Origin of the sequence: Arthrobacter sp. GMC3 (genome assembly GCF_002929305.1) — a bacterium.
Lineage (GTDB): Bacteria > Actinomycetota > Actinomycetes > Actinomycetales > Micrococcaceae > Specibacter.
Genome location: NZ_PJIO01000015.1, coordinates 23,579 through 46,064 on the forward strand (window position 1 = coordinate 23,579; position 22,486 = coordinate 46,064).

15 protein-coding genes are annotated in these 22,486 nt (G+C 63.9%); 4 read left to right on the forward strand and 11 right to left on the reverse strand.

Annotated features, from left to right (window positions below):
- The first annotated feature begins 38 nt into the window (after nucleotides 1–38).
- Genes CXQ94_RS18410 through CXQ94_RS18420 form a run of 3 tightly spaced genes read left to right on the forward strand, consistent with a single transcriptional unit; the run spans nucleotide 39 to nucleotide 3,234 of the window.
- On the forward strand, nucleotides 39–995 hold the full coding sequence (locus tag CXQ94_RS18410; RefSeq protein ID WP_104092053.1) for a carbohydrate ABC transporter permease: 957 nt from the start codon (nucleotides 39–41) through the stop codon (nucleotides 993–995).
- A 2-nt stretch (nucleotides 996–997) separates the two neighbouring features.
- Nucleotides 998–1,837, forward strand: coding sequence for a carbohydrate ABC transporter permease (locus CXQ94_RS18415; protein WP_104092054.1), 840 nt, complete (start codon nucleotides 998–1,000; stop codon nucleotides 1,835–1,837).
- Nucleotides 1,834–3,234 carry a glycoside hydrolase family 3 N-terminal domain-containing protein gene (locus tag CXQ94_RS18420; protein ID WP_104092055.1) on the forward strand — a complete coding sequence of 467 codons (1,401 nt, stop codon included), beginning with the start codon at nucleotides 1,834–1,836 and terminating at the stop codon, nucleotides 3,232–3,234. Before CXQ94_RS18415 ends, CXQ94_RS18420 begins: the two co-directional genes overlap by 4 nt.
- Nucleotides 3,235–3,296: 62 nt before the next feature.
- On the opposite strand, the gene CXQ94_RS18425 is transcribed toward CXQ94_RS18420, so the two are convergent.
- Together CXQ94_RS18425 and CXQ94_RS18430 are read right to left on the reverse strand one after the other, a co-directional pair.
- Nucleotides 3,297–3,794, reverse strand: coding sequence for a GNAT family N-acetyltransferase (locus tag CXQ94_RS18425; protein WP_104092056.1), 498 nt, complete (start codon nucleotides 3,792–3,794; stop codon nucleotides 3,297–3,299).
- A 115-nt stretch (nucleotides 3,795–3,909) separates the two neighbouring features.
- A complete protein-coding gene (locus CXQ94_RS18430; protein ID WP_104092079.1) occupies nucleotides 3,910–5,271 on the reverse strand; it encodes a CoA transferase in 1,362 nt (453 codons plus the stop codon).
- 176 nt (nucleotides 5,272–5,447) lie between these two features.
- Between CXQ94_RS18430 and CXQ94_RS18435 the strand changes: the two genes are divergently transcribed.
- Entirely contained in the window at nucleotides 5,448–7,010 is a 1,563-nt protein-coding gene (locus CXQ94_RS18435) for a carboxylesterase/lipase family protein (RefSeq protein WP_104092057.1), read from the forward strand.
- Nucleotides 7,011–7,122: 112 nt separating this feature from the next.
- Here CXQ94_RS18435 and CXQ94_RS18440 read toward each other — a convergent pair whose 3' ends face one another.
- From CXQ94_RS18440 to CXQ94_RS18480, 9 genes are all read right to left on the reverse strand, one after another.
- Entirely contained in the window at nucleotides 7,123–8,604 is a 1,482-nt protein-coding gene (locus CXQ94_RS18440; protein ID WP_146070354.1) for a Cys-Gln thioester bond-forming surface protein, read from the reverse strand.
- Between the two features lie 223 nt (nucleotides 8,605–8,827).
- A complete protein-coding gene (locus CXQ94_RS18445) occupies nucleotides 8,828–9,664 on the reverse strand; it encodes an inositol monophosphatase family protein (RefSeq protein ID WP_104092059.1) in 837 nt (278 codons plus the stop codon).
- Nucleotides 9,661–11,955 carry an NAD-dependent DNA ligase LigA gene (gene ligA, locus CXQ94_RS18450; RefSeq protein WP_258067221.1) on the reverse strand — a complete coding sequence of 765 codons (2,295 nt, stop codon included), beginning with the start codon at nucleotides 11,953–11,955 and terminating at the stop codon, nucleotides 9,661–9,663. Before ligA ends, CXQ94_RS18445 begins: the two co-directional genes overlap by 4 nt.
- A 196-nt stretch (nucleotides 11,956–12,151) precedes the next feature.
- Nucleotides 12,152–12,418, reverse strand: a complete 267-nt coding sequence (locus tag CXQ94_RS18455; protein WP_104086879.1) for a WXG100 family type VII secretion target — start codon at nucleotides 12,416–12,418, stop codon at nucleotides 12,152–12,154.
- A gap of 164 nt (nucleotides 12,419–12,582) precedes the next feature.
- Nucleotides 12,583–17,019, reverse strand: a complete 4,437-nt coding sequence (locus CXQ94_RS18460) for an FtsK/SpoIIIE domain-containing protein (RefSeq protein ID WP_104092060.1) — start codon at nucleotides 17,017–17,019, stop codon at nucleotides 12,583–12,585.
- Entirely contained in the window at nucleotides 17,016–17,732 is a 717-nt protein-coding gene (locus tag CXQ94_RS18465; protein ID WP_104092081.1) for a hypothetical protein, read from the reverse strand. Before CXQ94_RS18465 ends, CXQ94_RS18460 begins: the two co-directional genes overlap by 4 nt.
- An 83-nt stretch (nucleotides 17,733–17,815) precedes the next feature.
- Nucleotides 17,816–19,510 (reverse strand): serine/threonine-protein kinase, encoded by a 1,695-nt coding sequence (locus tag CXQ94_RS18470; protein ID WP_104092061.1) that lies wholly within the window; start codon nucleotides 19,508–19,510, stop codon nucleotides 17,816–17,818.
- On the reverse strand, nucleotides 19,507–21,432 hold the full coding sequence (locus CXQ94_RS18475) for an FHA domain-containing protein (protein WP_181034302.1): 1,926 nt from the start codon (nucleotides 21,430–21,432) through the stop codon (nucleotides 19,507–19,509). Before CXQ94_RS18475 ends, CXQ94_RS18470 begins: the two co-directional genes overlap by 4 nt.
- Nucleotides 21,425–22,468 (reverse strand): PP2C family serine/threonine-protein phosphatase, encoded by a 1,044-nt coding sequence (locus CXQ94_RS18480; protein WP_104092063.1) that lies wholly within the window; start codon nucleotides 22,466–22,468, stop codon nucleotides 21,425–21,427. Before CXQ94_RS18480 ends, CXQ94_RS18475 begins: the two co-directional genes overlap by 8 nt.
- Between the last annotated feature and the right edge of the window lie 18 nt (nucleotides 22,469–22,486).

Sequence of the window (22,486 nt, forward strand, 5' to 3'; positions counted from 1 at the left end):
GGAGAACCACGGCACCAGCCGTCATGAAAGGCCCCCCTATGTCTACGGAAGTCAAAGCGCCGCCCACCAACCGTTCCGGGGGTGAGAAATCCGCTGAGCCCGCCTTCCGCAAGCGGAAAGCCAGCAAAACGCCGATCTTCTTGATCCTGCCCACCATCATCATCTTGCTGGCGGCTCTGGGCTACCCGGTCATCTGGCAATTCATCACCAGCTTCCAAAAATTTGGCCTGAAACAACAATTCGGTGTTGCCCCCGAATTTGTTGGTCTGGGCAATTACATTGAGCTGGTTAGCAACCCCGAACTTTGGGTCATCCTGGGCCGGTCCCTGCTGTTCTGTCTGCTCTGCGCGGCCTCCACTGTTGCCATCGGCGGCTTGCTGGCGTTGCTCATGAAGCGTGTTGGAACAGTAGCCCGGCTTATTTTGCAGGTCTCCATGCTCCTGGCCTGGGCCATGCCTGTTGTTGCCGCCATGACGGTATGGGTCTGGCTTATCGACTGGCGCCGAGGGGTCCTGAACTGGCTCCTGGTTCAGTTCGGCATCGATGCCCAGGGCCACAATTGGTTGGCCGATCCCGTGACGTTCTTCGTCATCGCCATGATCATCGTGGTGTGGATGAGTGTGCCGTTCGTGGCGCTGAGCATCTACGCCGGCCTCACCCAGATTTCTGGTGAAGTGCTGGAAGCGGCCGCCATGGATGGTGCCACCGGTTGGCAGCGAACCCGTCTGATCATCATGCCGCTGATCGCCCCCGTCCTCTCCATCGTGTTGCTTTTGCAGATCATCTGGGATTTACGAGTGTTCACCCAAGTCAAGCTCCTACAGGACGCCGGAGGTGTGGCCAATGAGACGCACATGCTCGGCACCTACATTTACCAACTCGGTGTTGGTTCAGGGGACTTCGGCACGGCCAGTGCCGTCTCGATCCTGATGCTTATTTTGACGGTTGCCATCAGCTGGTACTACGTCCGGTCCCTGATGAAGGAAGAAAACTAATTATGAGTCGCAAGAAGCTCACCACAGCCCTCTTCTCCATCCTGGCTGTGGCTATTGCCCTGGTCTGGGTATTCCCCGTCTATTGGATGTTCAATTCCTCCTTCCTGCCCAACGTTGTCCTGCAGTCAACAACCCCCACATTTCTGCCCTTTGGCGGCTCCCTTGATAACTTCAAGGCAGCCGTCGCGGACGGAAAGTTCTTCGGGGCCCTGGCCATCTCGCTTACCGTCACCTTGAGCACTGTTGCAGCCGTTTTGATCATCGCTTTTCTCGGTGCGTTGGCGATTAGCCGGTTCAAGTTCAAGGGCCGCAAGTCCTTCATTCTGGCCCTGTTGCTGATCCAGATGCTCCCCGCTGAAGGCATGTTCATCGCCCAGTACAAGATGATGAGCTCCGTGGGGCTGCTCAACAACATCCTGGGTCTGACGATTCTCTACACCGCCGCCGTCGTTCCTTTCACTATTTGGATGCTGCGCGGATTCGTCGCGGGCGTGCCTGCGGAGTTGGAGGAGGCGGCCATGGTGGACGGCCTCTCCCGCACGCAAGCGTTCTTGAAGATCACGTTCCCGCTGCTGGCTCCGGGGCTGGTTGCCTCCGGCGTATACGCGTTCTTGCAGGCCTGGAACGAGTTCACGGTGGCCCTGGTGGTCATGACCGAGGACCAAACCAAGACCCTTCCGCTGTGGTTGCGCGGCTTCGTCCAGGCCTCGGCCACCCGCGAAACCGACTGGGGCATGGTCATGGCGGCATCGATGCTCGTGGCAGTGCCCGTGATCATCTTCTTCCTCATTGTCCAGGGCAAGATGAGCTCGGGCCTGGTCAGCGGAGCGGTGAAGGGATGACGGCCCCGGATATCCGGCGCCTGGCTGCCGGCACGCTCATGCCAGGTTTTGTCGGTGTGAGCGCTCCTGCCTGGATCCTTGAGGCGTTCGACGACGGCTTGGCCGCCGTTTGCCTATTTGGCACCAACCTGGTGTCCTGGGAGCAACTGCGGGAACTGTGCGGAGAACTGCGCGCACGCGCCCCGCATGCCCTACTCTCCGTTGATGAGGAGGGCGGGGACGTCACCCGCCTGCACTACTTGAAGGGCTCCAACCAGCCGGGCAATGCTGTTTTAGGCAGGATCGCAGATCTGGCCGTTACTGCGGCGTCTGCGGCGGCCATCGGTGCGGAGTTGGCTTCCTTTGGTATCAATTTGAATCTGGCGCCCGACGCTGACGTTAACTCCGCCGCTGAGAATCCTGTGATTGGGGTGCGCAGCTTTGGTGCCTCACCCACGGTAGTTGCAGCCCATACTGCGGCATGGATTGACGGCCTGCAAAGCGCGGGTGTTGCCGCCTGCGCCAAGCACTTCCCCGGCCACGGAGATACCACCTCGGACTCCCACCTTGCACTCCCCCGGGTCAGCGTCTCGGCCGGCGTTTTGGAACACCGCGAGCTTGTCCCCTTCCGGGCGGCAGCAGCAGTGGGTGCTGCCAGCATCATGACCAGCCACATTGTGGTGGATGCGCTGGACCCGGTAAACCCCGCCACGTTCTCGCGGATCGTTTTGCAGGATGTTTTGCGCGTCCAGTTGGGCTTCACCGGTGCCATTGTCACCGATGCCCTGGACATGGTGGGCGCATCAGGTGAGATCGGCATTCCGGCGGCAGCCGTCCGTGCCTTGGCCGCAGGCGCCGACCTGCTTTGCATTGGCTCAGAAACCTCTGCGGAGCTCTACGAGCAGGTGCTCGACGGCGTCGTGGCAGCGGTTGCCGACGGCTCGCTCCCGGTGGAGCGCTTGCAGGATGCTGCGGCCCGTACCGCTCATTTGGCTACCTCGTACCCGGCCACAACTGGAACCAATACGGGTGTGGCTGGCTCGGTTCCGTCGGCGGACACCATCCGCGGCACCTTCGAGATCTCAGCCAAGGCCCACGCCTGGTTGGCGGATGAGGCGCAGGCCGCCGTCGTGCAGGTTCAGACTCAAACCAACTACGCTGTGGGAACCGTGCCGTGGGGACCTGCCGCAACTGGGGCCACTGTTGCTGTTGAGTCCTTGAGTCCTGGCCAGAAGGTGGCCGTGACGGGCCGCGGTCTGGATCCCCACCACGAGGCATGGGAGGTGGCGAACCGGCTCCGCGCGGCAGGCCACCACACCATCGTGATCGAATGCGGCTGGCCCCGTGGCGGCGCCGACATCGTCACATATGGCGCGTCTCTGGCCGTCTCCGAGGCGCTGGTCGGACTCCTGAAGTAATTCTCAATCATGCCAGGCAGCTGGCCCGCTTCTCACCCTGGGAGGCGGGCCAGTTTCCTTGTTTAAAGCGCCATTCGGTACACGCGCAGCATCTTGCCGTTCTCGGGGATGGGCCAGTCCCGCTCCGGAACGCGGGTGAAGCCAAGCTTGCGGTAGAGCGCATGGGCGCCATGCCAGTCATCTCCGGTGGTCAGGCTGACCGCGCGAATCCCGTCCATGGTCCGGGCACGCGCCACAATGGCCTCGACCAAGGCGGCACCGGCACCGCTGCGTTGCACCGCCGGGTCCACCACCAGTAAACGGAACTCCAGCTCGTCCGGCAGGGCGACGTCGGCCCACTCATCTCCATGGACGGCCAGGGTTGCCGAGCCAATCACCACGCCGTCGCGCTCAGCCACGATGATCGGTGCCACTGCGGCACGGTCCCCCACCTGCAAGATCTTCGCCACATAGGGGTGCTCGGTGCTGGCAAAGTACCCCGCACCTAGGTAGGCATCGGCGGTGACGCGGGCAACGGCGTCGTAATCTGCGGGCGTGATGGGACGGACAATCAGGTTCATGCGCGGTGGTTCCTGCTCTGAATTCGGGGCGGCTGGCTGGGCAAGGACGACGGCGGACCTTGCCTACCCATACTTCCGCACCCGGGTGCCTCTCGGGAAATTTCCCGCCGAGCGCCTAGCCCGAGCCCTCCAGGTCGTTCAGGGGCCACACCGGCTCCACCGACCCATAACCGCGCGCCTGGACCCTGGTTCCACAGGGGACCCCGTCAATAGCGATGGCCGGAGGCGACCGGAAGCCCGGGCCCCAGGCAGTGTGTTCGGCCACCAGGGCGGGCTGCTCCCGGTGGGCCGCAGTGGCTCCCGTAGGACCGGTGCGGAGCAACTCCACTGCCGTACGGGCCAGCGAGAGTCTGGCCGTGAGGACTCTCCCGGCGAGCCGCTCACGCCACGCCTCCACCGCCGTCGCCGCCAGCAGATAGCCGGTGGCGTGGTCCAGGGCCTGCACCGGAAGCGGAAACGGGGCGTCCTTGCCAAAGTGGGTCATCCCGGCCTCGGCAATGCCGCAACTCATTTGCACCAGCGAATCGAAGCCGCGACGGCCAGCCCAGGGGCCGCTGAAGCCGTAAGCGTCAAGGGCCACACAGACCAGGCCGGGAAATTCCTGAGCCAGGACATCCTCGGATAGCCCCAGCCCGGCTAGTGCGCCGGGGCGGTATCCGTGCACCAAGATGTCGGCCTCCGTCAGCAGCTCCCTTAACCGGCTCATACCGCTGGCCGTCTTCGCATCCAGCCGCGCACAGTTCTTGCCCAGTGTCATTTCGGCCTCCAAGGCAGGCTCCTGCCAATCGGGCGGATCGATGCGCAGCACCTGAGCCCCGTACTGAGCCAGAAACCGGGTCGCCACGGGTCCGGCAATGACCCGGGTCAGGTCAAGGACGCGCACGCCTGCCAGGGGCCGCCCCGGCGTAGCTAGCTGATGGTCCGCCGGGGGAACAACGCGGGCCGCACCCCAGTGGACCAGGGGTTCGGCGGCGATTGCCGCGCCTTGGGGATGGGCCAGCCACTGCGAGCGCGAGCGCATCAAGGCCGCGCACCCTTTCGCGGCGACGACGGCGGTTTCCAAGGTCTCCCCATCCCACCGGGCAACAGCCTGGGCCGCCTGTGCCCGATCAGCCTCGGGGGCCAACCCCAAAACCTTCAGCGCTGCGGCCCGGTGGTGTGGGGCATTGGTGTGAAGTCGAATCCAACCGTCGGCGCAGGGGTAGTCGCCCGCCAGCGCGTCCCAGGGCGACGGGAGTTCCCAGCCACTGGGTGTGAAGGACATGCCAAACCAGGCTGATGCCAAATCCCGGTCCATGGTGACGGCCGGTCGGGGCATCCCTTGTGAATGCACCAATTCTGCAATGGCCAGGGCTGCTGCCGCGATCGAGGCAACGGCCAGGCCGGTGACGTCGAAGGCCGACGTCAACGATCCGGTTCCGGTGACGTGAACGCTTTCGGGTATGGCGAACGCCCCGGATTCGACACTGAGTTCCATGGCGCCCACACTACAACACCCCGTGCCGCACCTAACCGATCACCGGATCGATCGTGCGGACAAAAAGTTTCGTCTCTGGTGGTCAAATCCTGTATTTTTACGTGGCAAGCCACTAACGTGTTGTTATTAGTTCAACGCTTGAATTATCTAAAGCGCCTCAGGAGCAAGGAATCCCCATGGACCAACCGTCAGATCTCGTCACGTCCCCCAAGCCGGTTACCGACGCTGGTCCAGTTGTCACCACCTCGTCCGGCCAGGTCCGCGGCGCGTGGCGGGAACTTGGGAGCACGGCGTCCTTAGGACGGACGTGGCGGAGCGCTGCGTTTCTTGGGATTCCCTTTGCACAAGCTCCCGTGGGAGACCTCCGCTTTGGCGCCCCTGTGCCGCCTGAGCCCTGGGATGGAGTGCTTGAGGCGACCGAGTATGGACCCACTCCCCAGCGCCAGACCCTCTCGGAGATCACGCTCATTCCCGAACCGTCCATCCCGGGAGAATCCACGCTGAACGTCAATGTCTTTACCCCAGCCCCCACCACGGACTCTTCCCTTCCGGTGCTGGTGTACATCCACGGCGGCGGCTTCACAGCCGGCTCCCCCGCCGGCCCCTGGTATGACGGGGCGGCGTTCAACCGCGACGGCGTGGTCACCGTCTCGGTCTCCTACCGGCTTGGCTTTGACGGGTTCGGCCGGATCGAGGGGGCACCGGACAACCGCGGCGTCCTGGACTGGCTGCTGGCGTTGGAATGGGTACAGGAAAACATCGCCGCGTTTGGCGGTGACCCTGAGCGGGTCACGATTTCCGGGCAGTCCGCAGGCGGAGGCGCCGTACTGACACTGTTGGCCATGCCCCGGGCGCAACACCTCTTCACCGCCGTGCACAGCATTTCCGGCGCCATCGCCGACGTCACCCGAGACCGCGCCCAAACTTTGTCCCGTCGCCTGGCCGTCCTGGCCGGCGTCGAGGCTACGCGCAGCGGCTTTGCCACCCTCAGCGAGGAGCGCATCCTGGAACTGCAGCAAACGGCCCAGGAACCAGAAGGCGGGCCCGAGGCGCCGTTCGCCATGATGCAGCGGTTCGCCTCCGAAGGTCTGGCGTTGGGTCCCATGGTGGATGGTGAACTGATTGTCCGCCCCACCCTTGATTCGCTGCGCCAGGGCATTGGCGCGGACAAGCCGCTGGTCCTGGGTACGGCGGATGACGAATTCTCCATGGCCCTTGACGGGGTCAAGAACAAGTTGCGGTTCATTCCGGCGCGGCTGTTGCTGGGCAAGGCCGGACTCAAGGGAGACGCGCGCAAGGCCTACATGGCGGCCAACAAGGACGTAGGGAAACGCGGAACCGCGGCCATGCTGGGGCGCTACCTCAGCGATTCCATGTTCCGGGCGGCAACTGTGCGGATCGCCGAGGCACGCCTGGCCGGGCGGGCTACCGGCTCCGCAGGAACGTGGGTCTACCGCTTCTCCTGGCGCTCACCCGTGTTTGGTAGTGCGGTGCATTGCCTTGACGTGCCGTTCTATTTTGACTGCCTCGACGGCGAGCGGGTGGACGCCTTGGCGGGCGCCACTCCCCCGCGACTGCTCGCAGATGACGTCCATGGAGACGCGGTTGCCCTCATCGTCGACCGCAATCCCGGCTGGCCGAGCTATGAGCCCGGATCGGCGCAGGTTAAGGTCTACGACACCCCATCATCGGTGATGTCCGACGGATATGCCTCGGTTCGCCCCCTGCTGAACCGCTAGGTCCACGTAATTCAAACCTCGAAGCTGTAGACCCTTAAAAGCTTGTGGTGGTGCCGCACGTCCTAATGGATCGTGCAGCACCACCACAAGCTTTTAAGGGTGTCGCTGACTGCTAAGCGTGCTTCCTGTTCTTGCGCCGCGAAGCAACCATGGCAATACCGGCGCCGCCGAGCACCAGAGCGCCAAGGAACAGTGGCGTGGCTGAGCCTGCGCCAGTGTAGGCAAGGTTGTTCTGCGCGTCATCGGATGTTAATGCGGCAGCGGTGGCGGTGGCACTCAAGGAATTGGTGGATGTCTGCGTGGGGGTGGCGGAGTCAGTCGGAGCACCCGTATCCGTCCCAGGGGTTGTCGGAGTATCCGTATCCGTCCCGGGGGAAGTCGCTGGAGTCGTCTCCGTTGCTTTCTCGTCGAACAACGCGCTCGCCTGGGAGCTAACAAGGAGCTGCTCGCCCTCATTGAAGGTGGCGAATATCTGGCACAATTTTCCTCCGGTCGCCACTCCGGGGCTCTGGTTCCAGCCAATGTGTGTAGTGGAGGCGGGCTGGGCCGACGCAGCGATGTCAACCTTGCCGGCGGCTGTGGCTGTGAAGCCGAGCTTGATCGTGGTGGACGCTGCGGGGTCCGTTCCTGTGACTGTCAAGGTGGTTCCTGAAAGGGTGGCTGCTCCTGAGAGGACTACGAGGTTGCCTGCCAGGCCGGTGGCCCCCAGATTGATCGGCTGGTTGTAGAGGTTGGTAGTCAGGGTGAACGTTGCCGAATCCCCAAGCTCGAGGGTCGCCCCCGAGTTAGCAAAAGCCAAGGTCACGGTCGGTACGTCGGGGATCAGGGCCAGCAATCTCTTCTGTTCGCCCGCATTCATGCTGTTCTCACATGTTTGTTGACGATCCGTTTCGGACACAATGCCCTTTGGACTCAAACCCGGCCGGTTGAGATCTACCGGATCACTGATGCACCAGATGAGGACCTGCAGTGCCGCCCGGTTGTCACTGGCTTTTGACTTGATGGCCTCACTCACCCCGTTGAAGGTGTAGTAGTCGTCGGCCGTTGCCTTAGCACCTTTGTAGGGGTGACCGTTCTGGATCAGATACGCAATGAGCTTCTCTTGATCCTTGGTGAGCTTCGGGTTGCCGAGTGGCTTATCGTCGAGGCCCGGAATGACTACGCCGTCCTCGTTCAAGAGATTTCCGTCTTTGTCCGCTCCCGAGCACACATGGGACCAAATGTCCGTGCAGAACATCCACTCCGACACCGCGCCGACACCGGCCACATTGCGTGTACCGCACACCGGTGGGTAGGCAGCATTGAAAGAGTTCTCCCCATATGCGTCATACAGCGGAACCACTTGTCCATTGTTGAATTGGTCTAGCCGCGTCCCAAACACCTTGGTCAAATCGCCAACTTCGCCTTGCGCCTTTTTCGGGTCGAGAAGCGTTGCGCCAACACACTCGGGCGCGTTGAACGCGGCCACAGCGGGAGTGGGGGTGGCAGCCTGGGCGGGGATGCCAACGGCAGCAATTGCTCCGCCCCCAATCAAGGCTGCCGCAGCCAACATGGACAATAGGCGAACTGGTCGCTGACGAGCGATTCTCTTCAAAGTGCTTCCTTGCTACTCAAAGTCGGTTTCCCGCCTCTGGGCAGGACTCGTCAGCGGACACTTTACTGACTCAATTGTTAAGAGTGAGCAAAAGTGAAATCATGACGGAACTTCCTACGAGTTTTTCAAGAAACTTTTCTGGTCCCCTGAGAAAGAGCACAAAAAAGCGCAAATTGGGCGCGAAGAAGCCCCTAAATGCGAAGCTGTGATTTTTGGTTTTCTGCTAGTTCGCCGGGGCGAAGCCGGCTTCCAGACCCGGCACACAGGCACCGGTCCACGCGGAGAGAACTTCCTCGCGTGGGGGCAGCCCCTTCACCGCTGGGCTCAACACGGGCGTGTGCACCCAGGCACCAGCTTCCCGCGCAATCAGCCCACCTGCGGCAAAGTCGTGCTCAAAGAGCCCGTATTCCAGGTACGCGTCCACGCCGCCGTCGGCGACGGCGCACAGCTCCAGCGCGGCCGAGCCGAGGCGGCGGAAATCGCCAAAGTGATCCATGCGCCCATCGAGTTCGGAAACCAGACGACGCCGGACGTCCGGGTCATACGTCAGCGCCGTGGACAGCAGGGTTCCGCCCCGGGCGTCGGTGGGCCCGGTGAGGGGACGAACGGAAGAGACGCCGTCGGCCCTGGTTTCATCCAGCCAGGCACCGCCGCCACGCATGGCGAAATAAATGCGCCGCAGGGCGGGTGCGCTGACCACCCCGGCCAACCAGTCGCCGTCGGACCCCATCACGGCGACGGAGGTGCCGTAATAGGCGATGTTGCGGATGAAGTTCATGGTGCCGTCGAGAGGGTCGATGCTCCACCGGTAGCCGGAGGGCTCGGCGGGGAGCGCTGGGGCCAGTTCCTCACCCGTGATGACGTCGTGCGGGCGGGCCTGCGCGATCACGGCCCGGACGGCGTTCTCTGCAGCCATGTCAAAGGCGGTCACCCAGTCGGCGTCCGAGGACTTTTCCGTGGCACCAAAGCCAGCCGGGTCCCTGGCGGCCAGCACGGCCGCCCCCGCGGCAGCCGCACGTAGCGCCACTTCTAATAGTTCGTCCACGGTAACCTGGCTCATGCTCCCTGCTCCACTTCTGTGCTCTCTGCCGCTTCGGTATCCGGGCCCTGTGCAAGCAGCCGCGCAAAACCGTCTTCGTCCAGGACTTTCAGCCCCAATGATTCTGCCTTGTCCAGTTTGGTGCCGGCGTTTTCCCCCGCCACCACGTAGGAGGTGTTCTTGGAGACCGATCCGGAGGCCTTGCCGCCGCGGGTGATGATGGCTTCTTTAGCCTCATCCCGGCTGAAGTTCGGCAAGGTTCCGGTCACCACGATGGTCAGGCCCTCCAAAGTGCGGGGCGTGGATTCATCGGCCTCATCGGCCATGAGGACCCCGGCGGCAGCCCACGCGTCAACGATCTCCAGGTGCCAGTCCACGGCAAACCATTCGATCAGGGCATCGGCAATGATGGCGCCCACCCCGTCGACGTTGGCCAGCTGCTCGCGGGCATCGGCGGTCAACAGTGCCGCCCGGATGGCGTCCATGGTGCCATAACGGGTGGCTAGGGCGCGCGACGCCGTGGGGCCAACATGCCTGATGCTCAAGGCAACGAGGACGCGCCACAGCGGCGCCGGCTTGGCCTTGTCCAGTTCCTTGAACAGCTTCTCGGTGGTCTTGGACGGCACCGAGGGCTTCTTGGCGGTGGCCTTGGTGTAGAAGTAGGGCACGAGTTGGAACGTGCCTGTGCCTGCGCCCTTGGCCCGGATTTCACGCCACACGTTGACCTCAGCCAGCGCCTCGCGCAACGCGGGATCGGGGTAGCTTTCCGCCAGTGCGAAGACCTGCGCCTCGCTGGTGATCACCCCGGGGCCGCTGGGGGCAATTACGCCACCGTTGTCCGCAGGGTCCGGGCCCGGGGCATTGGTCAGCGCGGCGGCAGCCTCGTAGCCCAGCGCCTCGATGTCGAAGCCGCCCCGGCCTGCCAGGTGCGCCACGCGTTCGGTCAGCTGCACGGGGCAGGACTTGGCGTTGGGGCAGCGGATGTCAATGTCGCCCTCCTTCGACGGGGCCAGCTCCGTGCCGCAGGACGGGCAGTGCGTGGGCATGACGAACTCGCGCTCCTCCCCAGTGCGCAGTGCCACTACCGGTCCTACGATCTCCGGGATGACGTCGCCGGCCTTGCGCAGCACCACTGTGTCACCAATGAGCACTCCCTTGGCCTTGACCACGTCTTGGTTGTGAAGCGTGGCCCGTTCCACGGTGGAGCCCGCCACCTTGACCGGTTCCATGATGCCAAAGGGTGTCACCCTGCCCGTGCGGCCCACCTGGACCTGGATGTCTAGCAGCTTGGTGTGGACTTCCTCGGGCGGGTACTTGTAGGCGACTGCCCAGCGCGGGACCCGGGAGGTGTTGCCCAGCGCCCGCTGCGTGGCGAAGTCATCCACCTTGACCACGATGCCGTCGATCTCGTGGATGAGATCGTGCCGGTGCTCGCCGTAGTGGGCGATGAACTCCAGGACTTCTGCCACGGTGTCCAGCACCTTGAAGTAGGGGCTGGTGGGCATGCCCCACTCGTGCAGGAGCGCGTAGGTCTCGGACTGGGAGGTGGTGTCCAGGCCCTCGCGGGCGCCGATGCCATGGACGTACATGCGGAGCGGCCGCTTGGCCGTCTCCGCCGGGTCCTTTTGGCGCAGTGAGCCGGCCGCTGTGTTACGTGGATTTGCATAGGGAGCCTTGCCGGCCGCCACCATCTGCTCGTTCAGCACAGCGAAGTCCGCCGAGGCGATGAACACCTCGCCGCGGATCTCCACCTCGGCCGGGAAACCGCTGCCGTGCAGTTGTTGCGGAATCTCCTTGATGGTGGCCACATTGTGGGTAATGTCCTCACCCGTGAAGCCGTCGCCGCGCGTCGCCGCCCGCACCAGAACGCCGTCGCGGTAGAGCAGGTTCACGGCGAGGCCGTCAATCTTCAGCTCGGTGAGCCATTTCGGCGCCAGCCCGTGCTGCTTTTCCACCGAGGCCTCGGCTTTGCGCAGCCAGGCCTCCAGTTCCTCAAGGGAAAAGACGTCCTCCAGTGAGTACATGCGGGCCAGATGGTCGACGGCGGCAAACGCCACCGACACGTCCCCACCCACCACCTGGGTTGGGGAGTCGTTGGTGACAAGTTCAGGATGCAGGGCCTCGAGGGCCTCCAGCTCTGAATACAAAAGATCGAAGTCGGCGTCGGAGACAAGCGGCGCGTCATCGTTGTAGTAAGCGCTGCGGAACTTTTGGATCTGTTCCACCAACACGGCGTAGCGTTCGCGTTCCGCCGCTGAGGGGAGGGAATCGGGGGAAAGATTTGCGTCTTGGTTCTCTTGCTCGCTAGTCACGGTTCCATCTTGCCTTAAATGGAACCGCAGCGCTCCCAAAAGATTGGGAGCGCTGCGGTGGCCGGTGGGTGATGGGTGATGGGCCCACGCCCGCGAGGGCCCCGCCACGAGCTAAACGAATTTATGGAGCGGGTGATGGGCCCACGCCCGCGAGGGCCCCGCCACGAGCGAAGCGAGTGGTGGGAGCGGGTGGGGACTAGGAGGAAGCGTTGAGCTGTTCCTGCTTCTGCTTGTTCACGAGGTTCTTGACACTTTCCAATTCCTGGGACACGCGGGTCAGCGCGGTCTTGTGCTGGGGCCACTGCGTCGACTTGAAGCGAGTAGCATCCGGGCCTTCCCAGCGAACGGACTGTGCCTTGCTGTCCAACATGGCGGTGAGCTGGTGAATCTGCTCCACAGCCTGGTTCAGCTTCGTGGCCAATTCGCCCATGTCCTGCGGGTCGTTACCAATCATTCCAGCCATGATGCACATCCTTCGTATGTAAAGCGTTCCGGCTAGTTTCTCCAACCGGTTGACTAATCACAATCTATCAACCGCCGGCAAGACGGTCGATGGGGAGCGGTACCCATGCAGCACTCCCCATAATGGGGCTCACAAACTCGCAGCGGGTCCCTCGCCCCTGTCGGTTACCGTTCGTGGTCCATGGTGGTGGCCACCTGCAGTTTGAACGCCTTGCCCCTGCCCACGATGTAGCCGCGCCCGGGGATAAATTTGTTGTTGTAGATGCGGCCCAGCGGTGTGCTCATCAGGGTGTCACCTTCAAGGTCGCCGGGGTTCATGAGCAGGCCGCGTCGGCCGGCCTTGAACAGACTGGACAGGCTCCAGGCACCGGCCCAGGTGGATGACTCCGCCTCACCCACCACAAGATGGTTGGCTTTGACTGCGGCCTTGATCAAGGTGACCAAGTCCATCTCGGCTTCGGAGTCGGTAAATTCCGTGACGCCCTCGATGAAGAACGCCACCGGATGGGTTTCGGCCTCCACGCACTCGATCAACCGCTGCAACTCGGGGGCCACGCCGTGGTTGGTGGTAAACGCCTCGTCCCAGACAGGCAGGTTTGCGATGGCGGATTTCCGGGAGCCGAAGTACACGCGCCGGGTACCCGGCGTCGAACGTTTCAGTGCCTCCGCCAAGGTGACAAGGGCGGTGGTGCGCCCCGACCCGGGCGGGCCGGTGAGCATCAGCGCACCGTTTGCGCTCAGCCCGGCAGGCTCCAGATTGAAGTCGTCCACACCGATCATCACGTGCCCGTGTTCGGCTGCCGGTAGCACGTTCAAATCCAGTGATTCGGGTAGCGATTCGATCCGCGGTGCCTGCGCAACACCCTGCCGTCGCATGGCGTCGGCCAGCTTTTCCACCTGGCGTGCTTGGAGGGCAAGGTTTGCGTTGCCACCAAAAATGGCCAGCTGCACCTCACCGCCGTCGACCATTCCACGCCCCGGAGGGGACGCCGCGGACAGGACATCGCGGGGCAGGCCAAGGTTGGAATAGTCATCGGCGGTGGCCATACGCAGCACCAGCAGGCGCTGCACGGAGGCCGCCAACGACGCCGGCAGCGACTTTGAGCTGTCCCCGGCAATGACAAGGTGGACACCCATGGGACGGCCGTCGGTGGCTATCTGCTGCAGGGTTTCAAACTGTGTCATGCCAACCCGGAACTCGTACAGGTCCCTGAATGTGGCCAGCCCGTCCACCATGACGATGATGCGCGGCTCGTTCGGCTTGTTCGCCAGACGGCGGTACTCGGCAATGGTGCCCGCCTTGACGGTGGCAAAGCTCTCGGCACGCTCTTCGATGACACCGCGGACGTACCGCAGCAACCGGCCCACCCGCTCGTTGTCCTCGGCGTTGATGATGCCCCCCACATGTGGAAGCGCCGCCAGCATTTGCAAGCCATTGGAAGCGGCGTCAATGCCATAGACCTGCACCGGCCCGCCGCGCGGGGTGATGGCGGCGGCGATGGCAATAGTGCGCAGTGCAGCGGACTTCCCCGAACCGCTGGCCCCCAGGATGGCCATGTTGCCGTCTTTGTCCGGCTCGAAGAACACGGTGGGCTGGGCCTGGTGTTCGGGGTCGTCCATGACGCCCAGAAGCAGTTTTTCATCCGTGCGAGGGTTGGGCAGCTTGGAGAAATCGTAGGTTTCCGGCAGCTCATTGAGCCAGGGTTTGCGCGGCGGCTGCACACCTAACTCCACGGCTGCCAGGGAAATGTTCGCGACCACCTTGGAAATGTCGTTGGGGCCTGCGGAGTCCTCCACCGCCTCCTTGACGATTTCCTGCTCCCACGGAGAACCAGAGCCAAAGTCCATCTCGACAATGTCAATGCGGGGACGTTGCGGTGTGCGCGTGGTCCACCCGCCCGCATAGCCAGTCTGGAAGCCCTGGATCCTTCCCGGCCCCGTTTTTGCGGCACCGCGGCCGGGAATTGAGGGGCTGAAATAGGCTGCGGTGGGTTCGCCCAGAATGTCCTGGGAGTCGTCAACATCGGCCATGCGCAAGGCGATGCGCATGTTGGTGTTGGCGCGCAGATTGTCCTTGATCACCCCTGACGGGCGCTGGGTTGCCAGAATGAGGTGCAGGCCCAGGGAACGGCCGCGGGCGGCAATGTCCACCACCCCGTCGACAAACTCGGGTACTTCCTTGGCCAGCGCCGCGAATTCGTCCACCACAATGATCAACGACGGCGGCGTCTCGGGATCGGCCTCCCGCTCCATGGCCAGCAGGTCCTTGGCCTTCTTGCGGTTGAGCAGGTGCTCGCGGAAGTGCAACTCGGCTCGCAAGGAGGTGAGCGCCCGGCGCACCAAGTGCGGGGACAGATCGGTGACAAGACCCACCGTGTGGGGCAGTTTGACGCAGTCGGCGAACGCCGCCCCGCCCTTGTAGTCGACGAACAAAAAGGAGAGCCGGTCCGGGCTGTAAGCCGCGGCCATGCCCAGCACCCAGGCCTGCAAGAACTCCGACTTTCCGGCGCCGGTGGTGCCACCCACCAGGGCGTGCGGACCCTCCGTTTTCAGGTCCAAGTACATGGGCTCCACTCCCTTGGAGCCCACCAAGGCGCGCAGAGAACCTTGGTACTTGCGGTTCTTCACCGCACGGGAGCCCACCGAATTGTTTTCCAGCCAACGGTCGGCGATGCCGGTGGTGGATTCCACCAGATCGTGCCCGGCCAGCGCCACATAGGAGACGCTACGCGGGAGGTCTGAGTCGTCGTCGACGGGCTTGCCGCTGTCCACGACAGGCGCCAGCATGCGGGCCAGTGTGGCCGCCAGCTCGGCGTCGACGCTTTCGCAACTGACCGGGTAGGTCAGCCCGCCCAATCGCACCTGACCGGTGGTGGCGGTTTCGGCAACGTGGATGAAATCGCGACACGAAGCCGGCAGCGCCTCAACGGCACTGGCCACCCACAAAATGTGGACGCCGACGTCGGCTCCGGACTCGGTCAGTCGGGTCAGCCGTGCCCTGTCCACCTTGACGTCGTCTTCAATGATGACAAGTAGCGCCGGGACTACCGGGGCCGGCGCGTTGGCCTTGGCCGGGTCAAGCAAGCCGCGGTGGGTGGCGGAGTTGGCAGCCAGTTTGGCACCCCGAGTGACCATCAAATCTTCCAGCGCGGCCAGTAGCATTGAGGCCGCACCGGTGCCGGCTGCCAGATGCTCCGCGGCCAGCGGCGAATGCACGGAACCGGCGTGGGGCAGCCATTGCAGCCATTCCCACCGTTTCTTGGACTCCATGGACGTCATGGCAGCAACAGCCAGTTCCGCGGGCGAGTGCAGGCCCACAGCTTGCAGGACAAGGCCCCGGGCCACATCGTCGACCACTCCGCGGGGTCCGGCCACGCCCAAGGCACCGCTGTGGCGAAGCTGCGCCACCACGGGTACGGCGTCAATGTCGACAAACTCTTCCTTGAGTTCCTGGATTTCCGCCATGAACTCGGGCAGGGTGTTGTTGTCGCTGGGCGCCTTGACAGGGGTGCGGGACGGCTGGCGGCCAATTCCCAGGCGCAAAGAGAGGAAGGCCTTGTGCTCGGGGCGGTGGGTCCACATCAGCGGCCCCAGCTTGTAGATGGCATCGACAGTTTCGGCCGCCGACGGGCATTCGGCCAAGCGGACGGCCCGCTCGATCTGCGCCCTTTGGGTCATTTGGCGTCGGAACTCGGCTGCGGCACCACGGAAGTGCTCGATGTTCTCCTGCGTGTCTTTTTTCATCTGATGTTTTTGGTCAAAGTGGCTGCCGATCATCATCAACGGCATCATCGCCATGAAGATCAGGGTGGTCGCCTGCCGGGTCACGGCAAACATGACACCACCCATGAGGAGAGGTGCCACCATCATCACCAGCGGGAAGCGCTGCCGTTTGGGGCGTTGCGGACCGCTGGGGACGGTTTGTTCCTCAATGGTGAATTGCGGGACAACGCGCGGGGACCTGTTGAATTCAACCAGCGGGCCGGTGGGCCCCGATTGCGTGCCCCGGCCAAGACTCACCACCGAAATGGTGGTTTCACCAAGTGTGATCTGGTCCGAGGAGCCAAGGGTCGCACGGGATATTGCCACGCCCTCCATCATCAAACCGTTGGCGGAGCCGGTGTCTGCAATCTCAACAGTGTCCCCGACGGTGATGCGGGCATGCCGCTTGGAGGTCATGGGGTCGCTGAGGCGCACGTCGGCGTTGTAGTCACGACCCACGTAGGTGGTACCCACCGGCAGAGCAAATTCCTTGCCACGGTCAGGTCCGGCCATGACGCGCAGGGTGGCGGCCGCCGGTCCCCTGTCCTGATGGGGCAGGTGGAACGTGTCGCTGACCTGGGTCAACGACACCGTAGCGCCCGGCCGCAGCCCTGACTCGAGCAGGTTGCTCTCCGGGGGCAAGGTGCGCCCGCCCGCGCCACCCACCATGGATTCCTCCACCAGCAGGGAAAGATTCGGCGGCGCCTGCGCGCCCTTGCGTGAAGGGTCGGCCAGGTAAAGTTCGGTGGCAATGTCTTGCACCGACGCCAAACCGTCAACAGTGAGTGCCAGGTTCTTGTCTTCTTGGGGACCGCGGCGCAGGGTCAGGCGGATCTTCATTCGGCGTCTGTTTCGCGGGCGGCCTGGACAATACGGTCCAGCAGTGGGAGGTCATCGGGGGTGACCAGTTGGGAGGTCACGGCATGCTCCACCAGCCTGGCCCGCCTGTTGGTGGCCAATTTCCCGCCACCGCCACGCAAGCCCACCACGCCCACGCGGTCCAGTTTGTCGCACACATTATCAAGTTTGCGGTTAAACCGCGTCAGCGCCCAGCCCAGGCGTTTGGCGGCCTGCGCGGAGGATGGGATGGCGCTAAACCCTGTGCCTTCCCGGCGCAGCATGGGCTCGGCCAGTGCCACGATTAGGGCTTTTTGGGAATCGGTGAACACCACCGGGCCAATAGTGGTTGAGCCGGCGGAGTCCTCGCCCCGGCTAAGCGCCATGAAGGACGGGGTTTTCAGATGTACCGAGAATTCGTAGGTGGTGGGACCCGCCGTAAAGATGACGTTGGTGTGTCCAAAAACCAGCGGAATGCGAGCCCCGGGAGCCATCCAGGCCTGCATCCCCCCTGCGGCATCGGCAATGGTGGCAGAGAGCATGGTGCCCGCGTTTGTCAGCCACCAAATCCCGTCGTAACGGCTGATTTCAAGGAACTTGCGATGCAGGTACGGGTTGTCATCGATCTCCAGATCGCCTTCCCTGCCAATCTTGAAGACCTCATCCGGTGAGGGCTCGTACCACTCACCGCAAAAGTCGACGGCTAGTTCCCCCATGGCGGCCCCTACCTTTCCATTCTCATTCATCGGCGGCTTCCGCCAAGGTAACTGCAAATTTTCTGTGCCCCGCGATATGTCTGTCATGGGAAGCATTTCTTAGTTTCTGCCGAGGTGTTTCCACTCTTGCGCACCAACTTCACCGATACACACGACTCGCCATTGGAGTTGTTGGTGACAAAGACGTGGCCTTCGGTGATCGCCTTGAACTGGCCAGAATCCACCATGCTGATGGCCGCCCACAGGTACTTGTCGCCCTCTTCGGGTGCTGGATTGGTCCACGTCCAGATGGCCCCGCCGTCGCTGGCTGTGCCCTGCAAATCGGTGACTGCCGGAACGTCGGCTCCGACCACCAACGCTGGTGGGGGCGTGGATGGCCCGGCAACATCAGGATCGGCCGGTTTAGGCGCTCCCCCGTTGACGAAGACCACAATTCCCACCACGACGGCGGCCGCCAGCAATGCGCCAGCGCCCAGTCCCAGCCACCGGCGTTTTTTGGACGTCGGAACGCGCAGTTCAGGCCCCGTAGCCGTGTTGAGCGGTGGGGCAAGGTCACTGCGGTGCACCGTGGAGGCCAGTACGGCCTCGGCCTCCGGGGGCGCCACAGCCCGTGGCATGGGGGTGGCCCACTGGGCGGGCTGGACCGGGGTGGAGACGCCGGGCAGTGTGGGTCCTGCTGCGGTGTCGGCGAATGCATCCGGCCCGGGCACGGCGGTTGGCCCCTGCCCGGGTAGTGTTGAGCCGTTTTGCGTCAGCCCCGAACCCGTGGCCCCTGCAGCCGGGGCCTGGCGGAAGATTGACGGGAAAGTGGGTGCCGACGGGTGCGAGTCGGGATCGATCGAGACCACGCTACGGACCCGGGTGGCCTCATAGTGGGTGTCCGGATCAACTTCTTCGTGGACTCTTTCTTCCTGGACCTCGAACGGGGTCACCGAAAGGTTCAGGTCCGTCTGGACACGCATCAATGCCCGGGCGAAGGCCTTCGCCGAGCTGTAGCGGGAGGCTGGCGACTTTGACATGGCCGTGGCCAACACCAGTTCCAGTGCCTCGGGCACGTCGGGGCGGCCCAGCTTGGGCAGCGGGGAAGAGTTGATCCGTGAGATCAGCTCGCGCTGAGAGTTGTCCGCACCCGGGACAACGAACGGCGAATGCCCTGCCAATAGCGTGTAAAGGGTTGCGCCCAGTGCCCAAATATCGACCTTCACGCCGTCGGTTGACCCGGCGGTGAACGATTCTGGCGGCGACCACGGGATGGACATCCCGGCGTCGTCGTCCTGTGCGGCATCCATGGTGCCAGAGATGCCAAAGTCGGTCAGCGCGGGGCGGTTGTAATCGGTAACCAAAATGTTGGCGGGTTTGATATCTCGGTGAGCGATTCCGGCCCGGTGGGCGGTTTCCACGGCCGAGGCCACCTGGATGCCCACGCTCAGCGTCTCGTCAACGCTAAACCGGGCGCGCCGGTATCGCACGTCCAGGCTGGGTCGAGAGCAGTACTCCATGGCCAGGTAGGAGTGCCCGGCGTCGGTCACCTCTGCCTGGTAGATGGTGACGATGTACGGGTGCGTTGAGAGCTGGGCCATCAGGTTCGCCTCAGACTCAAAACGGCGGCGGGCCCCGTCGGTCTTCAGGTCGGCCAGCAGCACCTTGACCGCCACTTTCCGGCGCGGCCGGTCCTGGTCGTAGAGGTAAACGTCGGAGAACCCCCCGGAGCCCAGCACCGAGATAAACGTGTAGCCGGGGATCTCCGGAGGGGCTACGGGAAGGCGTTTGCTGCTCACGGAAGCCCTTCAAAGAGCAAGGAGACGCCGTCGCCGAGTTCAGCGATGTCACCGTTGAGCAAAATGGCCTCCTCGCCTTGGCCCAAGCGGCGGGGGGCCTGGCCCTCACGGATCAAGACCGTTCCGTTGGTGGCCTTCAAATCGACCAGCAGCACATCCCAGCCGTCCAGGCGGACCTCCACGTGGGAGCGGGAAATGTCGCCGCTGGCGCTCTGTACCTGGACCAGACGGGGCATGACGCCGCCCAGCACGCGGGACACTGAGGGCTGGCGGCCAATAATGAGGGAATGGTCCAGGCCCAGGACTTCACCGGTTGAGACATGCATGCGGCCCAGCCGGGGGCGGCTCATTTCGCGCGGTTCCGAGTTGATTGCGGCGCCGCATTCCGAACACAGCGAATGGCTCGGCGGGTTGGCATGGCCTTGCGGGCACAGACGTGCCAAAACCATGGGTCCGGTGGAGGGCCGGTCATCTTGTTCTGACGCCGCTTCGGGGGTCTGCGGCAAGTCGCTGCGCAGGATCGTCTGTCCGTCATGGTCGGGGTCGCCGTCGTCCGTCACGGCGCTGGGAGTCTCATGACTGGCAGGCGTGTCGTGGTTTCCCCAGGGCACCGAGTCAATGAGGAGGCCCGACGGCGGCTGCCACGGTTGCTCTTCGCTGGCCCCGGGTTCGCTTGGCTCGAGAGCATCTTCGTCGGCAGGCTTTGGCGCATAGCTTCCTACCGCGGGGGGCATGGCCGGCGGCGGCGGGACCAGGCCGGCGTCGTCCTTGGGGAGTTCGTGGCCGTCGTCGTCGAATCGGACGGCCGCGTCTTCGACGGAACGCAGCTCGGTGGCCCCAAAGAGATGGTCGTAGTCGGTGGTGAATCCGTCGAGGTCGGGCTCGCGGGCCCCGGCGGGAGCGGAATCGTCGAGGCTGTCGCCGGGTTCGGCCGCGTCGGGCTCGGCGTACGAGAAATCGCCAAGGTCGGTGTCAAAGTCCGTGCCATCTTCGACGTCGTCTCCGCCATTGGTTCCGCCGTCAACCTCTGGCAGCTCCGCGTCGGCCGGATCGTAGCCGGCAAAGGGGGCAGCTTCGGCGTCCGGTGCCCTGTAGGCAGGCTCGTCGTCCTGGCCATGGTCCGGGAAAATCGTGCGGTCAAGATCCGATTCGCCCTCGGGCACGTTGCTGGTCTCGATTGCCGGCTGACTTCCGGTGGGCTCGGCCAACTGGGCGGTCCACTCGGCATCGGCGGCCAGAGCGAAGCCCGCATAGGCGTCGTCGTCGGCCGTGTCCACATCATGGTGAGCTTCGCCCTCAGCGTCTACCGCTGCCGGGGCGTCGTAGATCGAGTCCAGGTCCAGCGGCTCATCCACGGAGGCCCCGTGCACTGCCTCGAAGGTCAGGGGCCCTGCTGGATCAGCCTCGGCGCGGTCTTGGGCGGCGGGAGGTGCCAGGGGCAACGCTGGCACGGCCCGTGAAGCTGGAGCACTTTCACGAGTCAATTCACGCAGGCGCACCACGGCCTCCCCCAAAGGAAGGGCCTCAGGCAGTGCGTCCTGGCTTGCCGTCCCGGCGTCCTGAAGGCTCAGCTCCCAGAAGTCTGGCAAGACAAGCGAGCGCTCACTCCAGGTTGTTACATCGCGCCCGGACACCAAATCCTCGATGTCCGCCGTACTGGCAACAAGGGAAATTTCGCCACGCAAAATCACGTGCAGGCGGTCCGATTGAACCAGGATGGCAAACTGCGGCATGGCTGTCAGGTCCGTACCGAACCTCCCGGTCACAGCGTTGAGCACACCGTGGATTGTCGGGGTCTGGGCACCAAGGTAGTCCCAGAGCGCGGTGACTGTTGCCGGATCCGTGGCAGCTTCCAGCACGATGACCGAGCCCGAACGGGCAATGCAAAGCCAGGAACCGGTGCGGTACGTTGTGCTATTCATGGTTTTCTTCCCCCAGTTTCCCCTCGCGGGGAGATGCCTGCCCGGCAGCATTGTCGCTGCCCGGTTCCACGGATTCTTTGGTGGCCGGAGCCGTAAGTTCTTGCGGAACGCCCGTCACCAGGAACACCGGCGGTGTTTGTGCCGCCCCGGATACGGATCCAGCCGGTTCCGCCGGCTCCGCCTCAAGGCGCGGAAGTGTGTCCTCGGCTGCGGAGCCATGGCTCCCCCGAGTTGTCTCGCTGGGACTGCCCGCGACATTGCTGGCGTCGACGATCACCACGGTGACGTTGTCGCGACCGCCGGAGCGCAGTGCCGATTGGATGAGAGCATCAACGGCATCCTGGGGGTGGCGCAGGGTGCTCAGTGCCCGGTGGATATGATCGTCGCTGACCTCGCCGGTGAGGCCGTCGGAGCAGACCATGATTCTGTCGCCTTCTTCGACGGGGATAAGCCAGAAGTCCGCTTCGGTGTCGCTGCCTGTTCCAAGCGCGCGTGTCACCACGTGGCGCCGTGGGTGGACCAGTGCTTCAGCGGCGGTGATGAATCCGGCGTCGACAAGTTCCTGGACCTCGGAGTGGTCAACACTGACCTGGCCGAAACTGACCTGGCCGAAACTGCCCTGGCTCAGGAGGTAGGTGCGCGAGTCGCCCACATTGAACACCAGCCAGTAGGGGACGCCGCGTTCCTCCACGAGAACCACACCGGAGACGGTGGTGCCGGCGCGCGCGTTGGAAACGTCCCGAATCCGTTGGTCAGCCTGGCGCAGAGCCTGCTGCAGGTCCACCGCGGTGGCAGAACGTGAACCTGCGGCGAGCACGGATTGCCTGCCGAGCACGCTGATGCACTCCCGGCTGGCCACCTCCCCCGCCTCGTGGCCACCCATACCGTCGGCCACGGCAAAGATCGGATCGGTGGCAATGAACGAATCCTCGTTGAGCTCGCGCCGGAGCCCACGGTCCGTGCCAAAACCAACACTCAGGCGCAGTCCCGAGACGGCCGGTGCGCGCTCACCGGCGTCGACGGCGGATGGGTGCATCGGCGCCCCGCCCTCCCC